Origin of the sequence: Kineothrix sp. MSJ-39, assembly GCF_018917935.1 — a bacterium.
Lineage (GTDB): Bacteria > Bacillota > Clostridia > Lachnospirales > Lachnospiraceae > CAG-194.
Map to the genome: position 1 here is coordinate 37594 of NZ_JAHLPN010000023.1, position 12712 is coordinate 50305.

At 36.1% G+C, this 12712-nt stretch carries 12 protein-coding genes and 1 tRNA gene; all 13 read right to left on the bottom strand.

What is annotated here, in order from left to right; all coding sequences use genetic code 11:
* Positions 1–4 precede the first annotated feature (4 nt).
* Positions 5–616 carry a 5' nucleotidase, NT5C type gene (locus KQI22_RS12315; RefSeq protein WP_216552785.1) on the bottom strand — a complete coding sequence of 204 codons (612 nt, stop codon included), beginning with the start codon at positions 614–616 and terminating at the stop codon, positions 5–7.
* Between the two features lie 21 nt (positions 617–637).
* On the bottom strand, positions 638–1030 hold the full coding sequence (locus KQI22_RS12320; protein ID WP_216552787.1) for a hypothetical protein: 393 nt from the start codon (positions 1028–1030) through the stop codon (positions 638–640).
* 178 nt (positions 1031–1208) lie between these two features.
* Positions 1209–1280 (bottom strand) — tRNA-Arg (locus tag KQI22_RS12325).
* A 13-nt stretch (positions 1281–1293) separates the two neighbouring features.
* Positions 1294–2178 (bottom strand): DUF3881 family protein, encoded by an 885-nt coding sequence (locus KQI22_RS12330; protein ID WP_216552789.1) that lies wholly within the window; start codon positions 2176–2178, stop codon positions 1294–1296.
* Between the two features lie 77 nt (positions 2179–2255).
* On the bottom strand, positions 2256–3542 hold the full coding sequence (serS, locus tag KQI22_RS12335) for a serine--tRNA ligase (RefSeq protein WP_216552791.1): 1287 nt from the start codon (positions 3540–3542) through the stop codon (positions 2256–2258).
* A 33-nt stretch (positions 3543–3575) separates the two neighbouring features.
* Positions 3576–4085 (bottom strand): DUF4446 family protein, encoded by a 510-nt coding sequence (locus KQI22_RS12340; protein ID WP_216552793.1) that lies wholly within the window; start codon positions 4083–4085, stop codon positions 3576–3578.
* A gap of 23 nt (positions 4086–4108) precedes the next feature.
* Positions 4109–4987, bottom strand: a complete 879-nt coding sequence (locus tag KQI22_RS12345) for a ParB/RepB/Spo0J family partition protein (RefSeq protein WP_216552795.1) — start codon at positions 4985–4987, stop codon at positions 4109–4111.
* 1 nt (position 4988) lies between these two features.
* Positions 4989–5756: a ParA family protein gene (locus KQI22_RS12350; protein ID WP_216552797.1), complete on the bottom strand. Its 768-nt coding sequence runs from the start codon at positions 5754–5756 to the stop codon at positions 4989–4991.
* A gap of 329 nt (positions 5757–6085) precedes the next feature.
* Positions 6086–6817 carry a 16S rRNA (guanine(527)-N(7))-methyltransferase RsmG gene (gene rsmG, locus KQI22_RS12355; RefSeq protein WP_216552799.1) on the bottom strand — a complete coding sequence of 244 codons (732 nt, stop codon included), beginning with the start codon at positions 6815–6817 and terminating at the stop codon, positions 6086–6088.
* 20 nt (positions 6818–6837) lie between these two features.
* The gene (gene mnmG / locus KQI22_RS12360) at positions 6838–8745 is read right to left on the bottom strand and encodes a tRNA uridine-5-carboxymethylaminomethyl(34) synthesis enzyme MnmG (RefSeq protein WP_216552801.1); all 1908 of its coding nucleotides are present in this window, start codon (positions 8743–8745) and stop codon (positions 6838–6840) included.
* A 178-nt stretch (positions 8746–8923) separates the two neighbouring features.
* Positions 8924–10324 (bottom strand): tRNA uridine-5-carboxymethylaminomethyl(34) synthesis GTPase MnmE, encoded by a 1401-nt coding sequence (mnmE, locus tag KQI22_RS12365; protein ID WP_216552802.1) that lies wholly within the window; start codon positions 10322–10324, stop codon positions 8924–8926.
* A gap of 331 nt (positions 10325–10655) precedes the next feature.
* On the bottom strand, positions 10656–11288 hold the full coding sequence (gene jag / locus KQI22_RS12370) for an RNA-binding cell elongation regulator Jag/EloR (protein WP_216552804.1): 633 nt from the start codon (positions 11286–11288) through the stop codon (positions 10656–10658).
* 12 nt (positions 11289–11300) lie between these two features.
* Positions 11301–12587: a YidC/Oxa1 family membrane protein insertase gene (locus KQI22_RS12375; RefSeq protein WP_216552806.1), complete on the bottom strand. Its 1287-nt coding sequence runs from the start codon at positions 12585–12587 to the stop codon at positions 11301–11303.
* Positions 12588–12712 lie beyond the last annotated feature (125 nt).

A 12712-nucleotide genomic window follows, 5' to 3' on the forward strand; every position in this document is an offset into this window, starting at 1 on the left:
ATCGCTAAAAAATAATGTTTTCTGTAATGACACTATCTATTTCCTGCCAGCTTTCACATCTCACAAAGTTATCATTTGGAAGTTCTGACTGTCTGTTCCAAGGACGGTTAAACACAGCCACCTTACAATGATTAAAATGCAGAACATGTTCAAAAGCAGCAGGTGAGTCCTCTACTGCAAAATCAAATGTCATACTGTAAAGCTGTTCTAGCGTCATATTATATTGATAATCCTGATCAAATGATTCTCGACCATATTTATCTACACAAAACAGAGGAACTCTTTCCAGATGGTGCTCATCAAGCCATTTTCTGGATGGCTCATAGGAATTGAAAGGTCTTCCGGTAATAATAAAAACCTCATGTCCTTCATCAACCCACTTATTGATCGTGTCTGAAGCTCCGAAGGTTTCCTCATAATTTAGCAGATTTTCCGGAAGATGTCCTGCTTCCATCAATTCCTCATACTGTGTATCACTCAAATCAAATGATTTCTGAAGATTAAAAAACTGAACCTCCCTGTAAGGTACATCAATTCCAAACAGTTCTTTTGCAATTTTCGTGAAGTACTTTGCTGTTTCACATATGACATCATCGAAATCTATGTATATTTTCATTGTTTCACCCTATAAATAGAATTATTTTATCAACCCATCAATTGAATTTTCAATTTTATAATATTTAAGTTTTCCCGATAATGTAATTTTATCTATAGCTTCTTTCCTATTTACAACAACTGTTAGATAAGAAATCGGACACCTAGTAACAAAATTTAACATCTTATATATTAACTTTCTTCTCTCATCAATTGAATATTTGGCAAACACTTCTTCTCGTCGAATTAATGGTCCAGTATGTATATACTCCACATCAAATCCTGATATACGGACACTTTTTTCCAATTTTGAAACTTGTTGATCTATATTATTATTTTGGTCATGAAAAACAAAAGTAACCAAATAATAAGCTGGACGCTCCTTAATTTCCCCAAAATCACCCGATTCATCAATAAAAATACTTAATTTCTTCATTCGTATTTCCCCTATATATTAGAAATGGCGGGAAATTCTTCCCGCCTACGGTGGTCCAAAGAGCTTTCGCCCAGACCAAAACTGTAACTAGCTACAGCCTTTATTCTATGTAAATTTTATCATAAACATACCAATTCTGCAAGTAATTAGATTTTTATACTTTATTACCGCTCAAAAATGTTCCCTGCGGGAATCGAACCCACAACTACAGCTTAGGAGGCTATTGTTATATCCATTTAACTAAGAGAACAATGATAAACTGATCATTCCGGGAAATTGATATGACCCTGCATCCAGATGATCCCTTTGAATCTTCTGCCGGTTTTTGGCTCGCCCAAAAGATCCTTTTTATTGATGCTGACATCAAAATAAAGATCATTACAGCAGATTGTCATCTGACAAATTTCTTCTTTGGTCATTTTATTTTCCACGAACTGATAATCTACAATTTCACCTAACACAGAATACTGGTCACATTCTACACCGTATGGCATAAAATAAGTATCTACCAGTGTAAATACATCCTGTTTCAGGATTTTTCTGGAGATATTCGTGTAAGTATCGATATCTTCCAGTGTCAGACTTTCCATGGCATCTTCATCACCGTTTCTTGCTGCGGCGATCAATTTACTTCTATTGATGCTTTCCTTTTTCGTCTTTTTCAGATCAGACTCTCTTTTTTCGAGAGGAAGAAGGATCGTACCATCTACAGACAAAGCACTTAAGATCAAAGAAGTTCCTTTGATGGGAAGTCTGTTCGCATTCTTTATTTTAAGGTATGATATCACATTTTGCAAATAAAAAATAAGAGAAACACCAACTTTTACATCATCACAGATTCCGGCGTAAGATTCTTTTTCCGCATGACGCTCAATGGAAATATCTTCGTAGGAACTGATCTGTGTTCCCCGACTGTAAGGAAAATAATAATCAAATACAAACTGATTTTCTTCATTAAATTCCCCACGTACCGTAATACCAAGATTTTCAGCGAAATCCATGCTGTATTCCGCAAACATGATATCCATATCATTTGTGGATGTATATTTCTTTTCATCTGCATTCTGAATGACATATGCCAGCAGATTATTTACCTGTAATCTTGATTTTAAATTGCTGAATCCGATCGCACGTAAATATCGATGCATGGATCTCGCCTCCTTTCTCATTTCATTGTTTTTTCTGATCTAATATTAACTGGTTTACATAATAATAAATCAGTATCTTATTTCTTTCTGATCTCTGTCATACCACCCATATATGGCTGCAGTACTTCCGGGATTGCAACAGAGCCATCTTCTCTTAAGTTGTTCTCCAGAAATGCGATCAGCATACGTGGTGGTGCAACTACAGTATTATTTAATGTATGTGCAAAATATTTGTTACCGTCTTTTCCTTTCACTCTGATCTTTAATCTTCTTGCCTGTGCATCACCAAGGTTAGAGCAGCTACCTACTTCAAAGTACTTCTTCTGTCTTGGAGACCATGCTTCTACATCATAAGATTTTACCTTCAGATCTGCCAGATCACCGGAGCAGCACTCAATTGTACGAACCGGAATATCCATAGAACGGAACAGATCAACTGTATTCTGCCATAATTTATCAAACCACATCTTAGATTCTTCAGGCTTACATACAACGATCATTTCCTGCTTCTCAAACTGATGGATACGATATACGCCACGCTCCTCAATACCATGCGCACCTTTTTCTTTACGGAAGCATGGAGAATAGCTTGTCAGTGTTTTTGGAAGCTGTTCTTCCGGTACAATTGTATCAATGAATTTACCGATCATGGAATGTTCACTTGTTCCGATCAGATAAAGATCTTCGCCTTCAATCTTATACATCATGGCATCCATTTCAGCAAAGCTCATAACACCTGTTACAACATTGGAACGGATCATGAAAGGTGGTACACAATAAGTAAATCCACGGTTGATCATGAAATCTCTTGCATAAGCAAGTACTGCAGAATGTAATCTTGCAATATCGCCCATTAAATAGTAGAAACCATTTCCTGCTACTCTGCCTGCTGCATCCAGATCAATACCATCAAAGCTTTCCATGATCTCTGTATGATAAGGAATTTCAAAATCAGGAACAACCGGTTCACCATATCTTGTAATCTCTACATTTTCAGAATCATCTTTACCGATCGGTACAGAAGGATCAATGATATTCGGAATTACCATCATATCTTTTAAGATTTTCTCATCATATTCCTTTTCAAGAACTTCCAGCTCAGAAAGACGGCTTGCAAATTCAGCAACTTTCTTCTTTGCTTCTTCTGCTTCTTCTTTCTTGCCCTGTCCCATGAGTGCTCCGATTTCTTTTGAAATCTTATTTCTGTTAGCACGAAGGCTGTCTGCTTCCTGCTGTGCATCTCTCTTCTTCTGATCCAGTTCAATTACTTCATCTACAAGCGGAAGCTTTTCGTTCTGGAATTTGTTCTCGATGTTTTTCTTTACAACATCCGGATTCTCTCTTAAAAATTTAATGTCTAACATACTCTTTTCCTCTTTTCTATTTTTTCATAAATTTTATTCATGCATTGCAATACTGAGTGCTTTCTGTTCTTCTTCTCCAAGAGAAATTTCACATTCTCCTTTTTTAATTTCCTTTGTATAAGAATAACAGCCATCTGTACTGTGTACAGAATTGATAATAAAACCATTATTACCTTCATCCAAAAGTGCCAGAGAATAACTGAGCTGTCCGCCCATCTGCTTAAATGCGTCATATTTTACAATACCGATTTTCTGGAAAACCGTTTCCAATCTCTTGTAAATATGACGAATTTCTTTTCCATTGTCTTTTGTATCTTTTTTCAGAGTATCGATGTCCTGAAATAAACCTGCTATCTGACTTTCCATACTCTGTGCATCACTGCCCTGCATAAATGCTTCATATCGTTTTTTTAATTTTGATTGTTTTACCATGCTGACGATCAGCAAGATAAATAAAATCAAGATCAGTACAAGTAATCCAATCAGAATATAAGCAATGTCTATATTTCCAAGTCCTATGCTTTCTAATAACTGGCTCTTCATATGTTCCTCCTTGGTTTCTATTCTTATTTCATCAGATCAAGTATCCGGTCAAGTTCATCATGCGAGTAAAACTCAATTTCTATCTTACCGCTTCCATCTTCCTTTGGAACAATATTTACTTTTGTACCAAGCTGCGTTTTCAGTTTTTCACTGATATCATCATAGATAACCTGCATACTTTTATCAATCGTTTTTTCTTTTTTCGGCTTTGCAGGCTTACCCATATTCTTTACAATCTTTTCAACTTCTCTTACACTCAGCTTTTCATCAAAAATCCTCTGTGCAAGATTATATTGTTCTGCCGGATCTTCTACACCAAGAAGTGCTCTGGCATGTCCGGTTGTAATCATTTCATCAATGACCATTCTCTGTACATCATCCGACAACTTCAAAAGTCGCATTGAGTTAGTAACTGCTGTTCTGCTCTTTGATACACGCTCTGCAACTTCATCCTGTTTCAAATGGAATTCATTTAATAATCTCTTATATGCCTGCGCTTCTTCGATTGGATTTAAATTTTCACGCTGGATATTCTCGATCAGGGAAATTTCTACGATTTCCTGATCTGTCAGATTTTTGATAATAACAGGAACCTGTTTCAGACCTGCGAGCTTTGCAGCTCTCCATCTTCTTTCACCTGCTATGATCTCATAATAATCTTTTCGATCCTGTACTAAAATAGGCTGTAATAAACCATATTGTTTAATGGATTCCGACAATTCCAACAGCGCATCTTCATCAAAATTTTTTCTAGGCTGTTCTCTGTTTGGTTCTACCTTTGTAATATTAACAAGTGTTTCAGGTCCTTTCGCAGGATCACCTTTATCACTTTTCTTTTCTGTTTTGACCGGAGGAATCATTGTGTCCAAACCTTTTCCGAGTCCCCTTTTATTTACCGCCATCTTATGCACCCTTTCTGTTGATTAATTCATCTGCTAATTTTCTATAACTATCAGCACCTGATGATTTTGGATCATACATGGTAATTGGCATACCATAACTTGGTGCTTCAGCAAGTCTGATATTTCTCGGAATCACAGTGTCACAAATATTTTCCTGCAGATTTGCTTTTACATTTTCTACAACCTGCATGGAAAGATTTGTTCTGGAATCATACATGGTAAATACAACACCTTCCATTTCCAGATCCGGGTTCAATCTTTCTTTGATCAGATTTACTGTATGTATCAACTGACTCAAACCTTCCAATGCATAGAACTCACACTGGATAGGAACTAATACAGAATCAGCCGTTGTCATTGCATTGATTGTCAGCAGATTCAAAGAAGGTGGACAGTCAATGATAATAAAATCATAATCGTCCTTCACGAAGTCTACTTCATTCTTTAATATAAATTCCTTTTTATCTACACCGATCAGTTCGATTTCTGCTGCGGCGAGATTTACATTAGATGGTAAAACAGATACATTTGGAATAGCATCTTTCACAATACAGTCATAAATCGAACATTCACCTAATATCAGTTCATATACGGTATTATCCAGATCATTCTTATCAATTCCAAGTCCACTTGTTGTATTGCCCTGTGGATCTGTATCAATAACCAAAACCTTCTTACCTTTTTCTGCAAGACAAGCAGATAAGTTAATTGAAGTCGTTGTCTTACCAACTCCCCCTTTTTGATTTGCTATTGCTATTACTCTTCCCATATTTTCCTCCTATAGGATTTTCATCTTTATCAATCTTCTCACACATTAAATGATTATATCACTAAATAGCTGTTTTATCTATAACAAGTTTGTCCAAAAATACAGCCTGTTTTCAATAAAAATAAGGTATCAACTATATCTTGTATTTTCTTTTTTTCTATAAAATGTTTCACATTTAGTATATGATGAAATGTTTCACGGCTTTATCACTATATTTAGTATTTCTATGTTTCACGTGAAACATTATCTTGATTATATAAAAAGAAGAATGTAAAAATGTTTCACGTGAAACAAATTTACACTCTTCCTATATCTAGTATTTATATATTTTATAATGGTTCCTTACTTGGAAGTCCTGCTTTTCTTGGATACTTTTTAGGTGTTACTTTATCTTTGCTGATAATATAAATATTTCTATATATATCAGAATCAGGAAGTGTAAACTCAACCTGTCTTTCAAATTTACCACCTAAAACAGATATCGCATGTTCTGCATTTACTGCTTCTTCTGTAATTTTTTCAGACTTATAAGAAACAAATTTGCCTCCGACTTTTACATATGGCATACAATATTCACACAAAGTAGAAAGATTTGCAACTGCACGTGAAACACAAAAATCATATTGTTCTCTGTATGAACTATTTTTTGCAAGATCTTCTGCTCTGCCATGTACAGCAATACATTCTGATAATTGTAAATGATCAATCACTTCATTTAAAAACTTAATTCTTTTGTTTAAAGAATCCACTAAAGTAAACTTCAAATTTGGAAATACAATCTTAATTGGAATAGATGGAAAACCTGCTCCTGTCCCAATATCAATAAATTGAAAAGTATTTTTTTCAAAATAATGATCTGGATAAGCCTTGACAATGGAAAGGCTATCTAAAAAATGTTTCTGACATACTTCATCAAACTCTGTAATTGCTGTCAGATTCATAAAGGAGTTCCACTCTACCAGAAGTTCATAATATTGGTCAAATTGTTTGATCTGTTCTTCGGTTAAAGTAATATTCCATTTTTTACAGTTATCTATTAAGGTACTAAAATCATGTGCCATATTCTATGTTCCATTTCATATTATTGTTTGTTCTTGTAATACGTTTCCAGATAGATCAACAAGACTGAAATATCTGCCGGCGATACACCGGATATTCTGGAAGCCTGTCCAACAGAAATAGGTTTGTATTTTGTAAGTTTCTGCCTTGCTTCCAGACGCAGGCTTCCAATATCATCATAATCGATATCAGAAGGTATCTTCTTATTTTCAATTTTCTTAAACTGTTCTACCTGCTTCTGCTGTCTCTTGATATAGCCATCATATTTGATATTGATGTTTACCTGTTCGATCACATCTGCAGGTAATACCGGTCTATCTTCATCCAGCTCAGCAAGTATCTCATAAGACAATTCCGGTCTACACATAAGTTCAGACATATAAGTACCTGTTTTCAAAGATGCACTGTTATGTTTTTCCAAAAACTCCTGTGTTTTCTTATTTGCACCAATCTTTAAATTTTGTAATCTGGTGACTTCCTTCTGGATAAGTTCTTCCTTTTTCACAACATAGTCATACTGCTCTTGTGTGATCAGTCCAATTTCATATCCAATCTTTCTCAGCCGAAGATCTGCATTATCCTGTCTTAACAACAATCGATATTCAGAACGCGATGTCATCATACGATATGGCTCTCTGTTTTCTTTTGTTACAAGATCATCAATCAGAACACCAATATATCCCTGGCTTCTGTCGATCACAACCGGCTCTTTCTTCTGTACATATCTTGCTGCATTCACACCGGCTACAAATCCCTGCACTGCTGCTTCTTCATATCCACTGCTTCCGTTAAACTGTCCACCGGAATATAAACCGGCAAACTTTTTAAAAGCAAGAGAAGGATATAACTGATCCGGTTTGATACAATCATATTCGATCGCATATGCATTTCTGACAATCTTACAATGTTCCAGCCCCGGAACCGTCCGGTACATTTGGATCTGCACATCTTCCGGTAAAGAAGAAGACATACCTCCAACATACATTTCATTTGTATAAAGACCTTCCGGTTCAATAAATACCTGGTGTCTGTTCTTATCCGCGAACTTAACAACCTTATCCTCAATGGACGGACAATAACGTGGACCTGTTCCTTCTATAATTCCTGCATAGATAGGAGAACGATCCAGATTATTTCTGATGATTTCATGTGTCTTTTCATTTGTATAAGTCAGCCAGCAGGAAACCTGATCGATCTGTACAGATTCCGGATCTGTTGAAAATGAAAAAGGTACTACTCTCTCATCACCAAACTGTTCTTCCATCTTGGAAAAATCAATGGAACGTTTATCCATTCTGGCAGGTGTTCCTGTTTTAAATCTCTGCATCTCAATACCGAGTGCTTTTAAACTGTCCGTTAAATGAGTTGCTGCCTGCAAACCATTTGGACCTGTATAAGTAATCGACTCACCGCAAAGACATCTGGCATTTAAGTAAGTACCGGTACAAAGTACAACTGCCTTACATTTATAAATACCACCGTTATAAATCTTCACACCTTTCATGATCTGCTGACCGGAAGCTTCATCATAATCTGCTAAAATTTCACAAACCTCTGCCTGCTTGATCGTAAGGTGATCTGTATTTTCCAGTGTCTTTCTCATCTCTCTGGAATAATTCTGTTTATCTGCCTGTGCACGTAAAGAATGTACTGCAGGACCTTTTGACACATTCAACATTTTTGACTGAATAAATGTCTTATCAATATTTTTGCCCATCTCTCCGCCAAGTGCATCCAACTCTCTGACAAGATGTCCTTTACTGGAACCACCAACATTCGGATTGCAGGGCATAAGTGCAATACTGTCTACACTGACTGTAAAGATCACCGTTTCCAGTCCAAGCCTTGCACAGGCAAGGGCAGCTTCACAACCTGCATGACCTGCACCAACCACACATACATCTACTTCGTCTCTGATATCTTCTGTCATTTTCATTTCCTTCTTTGTTACATCATATATATTTGAAAAAAAATTATAATTTCTATAGTAGCAAATATATATACATTTTAATACAGTTTATATTTATAGTGATATTTATAAAGTTACCTTATGCTAACTTTTTTTACGAATAGTATCATTTTAATAATGTTTTTCTTTTGTTCTATTTTTATTTGCCCATACAGAACTTTGAAAAGATTTCCTGTACCAGATCATCTTCTACTTCTTCTCCGATAATACTGCCAAGAGAAGCATATGCATTCATCAGATCAATGCTGTAAAAATCTTCCGGCATTTCATCTTCCAGACTTTGCTTTACCAGACAGAGTGCTTCCTTCGCATCTACCAGTGCTCTCTCCTGTCGTGCATTTGTAATAAGAACTTCATCATTAAAAGAAATCTCTCCTGTAAAGAACATATCTCTGATCTGTTCTTCAAATTCTTTCAAACCTGTTTTTTCTTTTGTTGAAGTAGATACAATCCTGCACTGATCCATATCGCTTCCAATACATTCTGCTATCCTATCTCTCATAAGTTGCTCATAGACAACTGTTTCCATATCTGATTTATTTAACAGCACAATAACTTTTTTACCGGAAAGCATTTCTATAATAGACTGATCCGATTCATCCAGTGGTACGGAAGCATCAACCACATATACAACAAGATCTGCTTTTTCAATACATTCCTTTGCTTTTCCGACACCAATCTTTTCTACCACATCATCTGTTTCATGAATTCCCGCAGTATCGATCAGATTTAATGAAATACCACCAAGCTTCATGGATTCCTGTATGATATCTCTTGTTGTACCGGCGATATCTGTTACAATAGCTTTTTCTTCTCCAAGCATGCGATTGAGCAGAGAAGATTTTCCGGCATTTGGTTTGCCGACGATAACTGTATCAATGCCTTCTTTTATGAGTTTACCGTTTTCTGCATTTTTGATCAGTTCTTCTATTTCAAGTAAAACAGCATCTACAACCTGCATCAGTCTTTCTGTATATCCATCCAGGCTGATATGTTCCGGATCATCGATAGCAGATTCAATAAATGCTATTTCATAAATTACCTTCTTTCTTAATTTTACAACTTCATCATAAATCTTTCCCTGCAACTGATTTTCGGAAGCCTTCAATGCATAATCACTTTTTGCCTCGATCAGATCCATAATAGCTTCTGCTTTTGTCAGATCGATTCTTCCATTCAAAAATGCTCTCTTTGTAAATTCACCGGGCTCTGCAATTCTGGCTCCATGAGCAAGAACAGTTTTTAAAATCTTATTGGTTACAAGGACACCACCATGACAGTTAATCTCCACAACATCTTCCGCAGTATAACTCTTTGGTGCTTTCATGACAGAAACCATAACTTCATCGATCATTTCATCCTGTTCCTGAATGAAACCATAATGGATCGTATGGGATGCCACATGATTCAAAATATGCTTTCCACCTTTTGTCACAAAGATTTCATCCACTATTTGAACTGCATCACTACCGCTCACTCTTATTATACTGATTCCTGCATTTGAAACTGCAGTCGCGATCGCCGCTATTGTATCTGTCATGTTTGTTTTTCCTTTTATATATATTTATATATTATCTTACTTGATGTCATACGGATTGCTCCGTGCTTCGCACTCTCACAATTATTATTTAACTCAAACTATAATAATTGGAAGACTTACATATCTAGATTTATATGTTTCATGGTAGACCGTTGAAAAACGTCGGTACTTAGGGCATGTATTTTATGCCCTTATGTACCGCTACGTTTTTTTCCGAGCGAGAGCGCGTCTACCATGGAATATATAAATTTAGATATAACACTAGTATTATATCCAAAACAAACAAAGACCACAATACTTGTGGTCCTTGTTATAAAACATCTTATTTAAACTATTTCTTTAATGTAACAACAACTCGTCTGAAAGGTTCTTCTCCCTCGCTGTGTGTTGTAACATACTTGTCATTCTGCAGTGCTGAATGAATGATCCTTCTTTCGTAAGGATTCATTGGCTCAAGTGATACAGGTCTCTTTGTTCTCTTTACCTTAAATGCAATATTCTTTGCAAGGTTTTCAAGTGTTTCTTTTCTTCTCTGTCTGTAGTTTTCTGTATCAACCTTTACTCTGATATATTCTTCCTGTCCTTTGTTTACAACAAGAGATACCAGGTACTGCAGGGAATCAAGTGTCTGTCCTCTCTTACCAATCAGGATACCCATATCATCGCCGGCAAGATCAATGGAAAGACTGTTATCTTCTTCATTGAAATCTGCTGTGATCACAACAGTTAATTTCATAGATGCAAATACATCATTTAAGAAATCTTTTGCTTTCTGGTCCGGCTTTACTTCTTCTTCTTTTACTCTGGCATTGATAATAGCAGGTTTTGCATTAAATCCCAGAAAACCGGAAGAGCCTTCTTCTACAACTTCATACTCAAGCTTATCACTGGTAACCTCTAACTTCTGACATGCATCAATGATTGCATCGTTCACTGTTTTACCAGAAAATTTTGTATATTCCATCAGACAAACCTCCTATTTACTGTTCTGCTCCATATAATCATGCACCATATTTGCTTTTGCAGCGATACTACCCTCTTTTTTCGGAGCAGCTTTTGCTTTTTCAATGATCGCATCTTTTTCCTTCTGGCTGAGACCGGAAGTAGAGCTTAAATACTTTGTATTCATACGTGCAGATTGATTCACTGTGGTTTTAGCAACAGTGTCTTTACTCTTTCTGCGCTTTTCTTCTTCTTTTTCCATATTTTTCTGGATTACTTCATCGAAGTCAATCTTATCAATATGTCTGTTGATGACGATCTGCTGAATACTACGGATCACCGCACCTGCGATCCAGTAAATACCTAAACCGGTTGGAAGTGTGAAACAGAAAATAGCTGACATGATAGGCATCATCATATTCATGGATTTCATGCTGGCTGCCATTGCATCTGCCTGCTCATTGCCTGTACTTCCGTTATTAGTAGGCTGCGGCATTAATTTTACATTTAAAAACTGTGTCAGTGCTGCCAAAATAGGAATCATCAGAGCACCAACCACAAGCAGATAAGAACCTGCCTGGAAAGCATCTTTAATAATATAAGAAGGTGAATTTGCAATATTCAGACCAAGGAAATTATTAAATCTGCTCAGCGTATCATATGTGTTTTGTACATCTGTTGCCAGAGACGGAAACTCCGTTTTCAGGGACATCCATTCTGCAGAAGAAGCCTTATTCAGAACATCAATAAAGGTATTCTTCATATAATCGCTGCCTGCAACGAAGGAACTGCTTGAAAACTGCTTTGCATACTGACTTGCATTTTTGAAAGTCTGTAAAAATGCAGAAGCACCATCTGCTGTAACAAGCTTGTCTACCAATGTAGAAAAAACTGCCTTTACATTCGGTACATAAGCCGGGAAATTATAAATAACACGATAAAGAGCCCATAAAATAGGAAGCTGGATTACAAGTTGCAGACAACTTCCGGATGGAGAAACACCGTATTTCTTATAAACGGCTTTTGTTTCCTCATTCATTTTCATCATGGAATCATTATCTCTTTTATTTTTATACTTGCTCTGGATTGCCTGAAGCTCCGGGTTCATTTTGGCAGAAAGCTTTGAAAACTTCTGCTGCTTGATCGTAAGAGGCATCATACATAAATAAATAACAAGCGTAAAAATTATGATGGCAAGACCGATACTTGGAATACCGATCTTTTCTAAAACGGTAAAAATTCCATTCATTAAATAACCAAGTAACTGAGATACAGGTCCGATAATGAATGCATTACTTTTGGTTAATAAAATACCTGTCAATATTAACTCTCTATTCTTTTTAGTGCATGTTCAACAAAAGCCTTGATTTTACTGGATTTGTTGAACGGTTTACAAGTTACATATATCTTCAAACTAGAGTTTTCTGGATATGAAGTAGCTTCAAT

Excerpts from the sequence above, each read along its gene's own strand:
- mnmG (WP_216552801.1), bottom strand. The coding sequence starts at position 8,745 with ATGACAGAAGATATCAGAGACGAAGTAGATGTATGTGTGGTTGGTGCA.
- mnmE (WP_216552802.1), bottom strand. The coding sequence starts at position 10,324 with ATGACAGATACAATAGCGGCGATCGCGACTGCAGTTTCAAATGCAGGA.
- jag (WP_216552804.1), bottom strand. The coding sequence starts at position 11,288 with ATGGAATATACAAAATTTTCTGGTAAAACAGTGAACGATGCAATCATT.
- KQI22_RS12350 (WP_216552797.1), bottom strand. The coding sequence starts at position 5,756 with ATGGGAAGAGTAATAGCAATAGCAAATCAAAAAGGGGGAGTTGGTAAG.
- KQI22_RS12320 (WP_216552787.1), bottom strand. The coding sequence starts at position 1,030 with ATGAAGAAATTAAGTATTTTTATTGATGAATCGGGTGATTTTGGGGAA.
- serS (WP_216552791.1), bottom strand. The coding sequence starts at position 3,542 with ATGTTAGACATTAAATTTTTAAGAGAGAATCCGGATGTTGTAAAGAAA.
- KQI22_RS12340 (WP_216552793.1), bottom strand. The coding sequence starts at position 4,085 with ATGAAGAGCCAGTTATTAGAAAGCATAGGACTTGGAAATATAGACATT.
- KQI22_RS12315 (WP_216552785.1), bottom strand. The coding sequence starts at position 616 with ATGAAAATATACATAGATTTCGATGATGTCATATGTGAAACAGCAAAG.
- rsmG (WP_216552799.1), bottom strand. The coding sequence starts at position 6,817 with ATGGCACATGATTTTAGTACCTTAATAGATAACTGTAAAAAATGGAAT.
- KQI22_RS12345 (WP_216552795.1), bottom strand. The coding sequence starts at position 4,987 with ATGGCGGTAAATAAAAGGGGACTCGGAAAAGGTTTGGACACAATGATT.
- KQI22_RS12330 (WP_216552789.1), bottom strand. The coding sequence starts at position 2,178 with ATGCATCGATATTTACGTGCGATCGGATTCAGCAATTTAAAATCAAGA.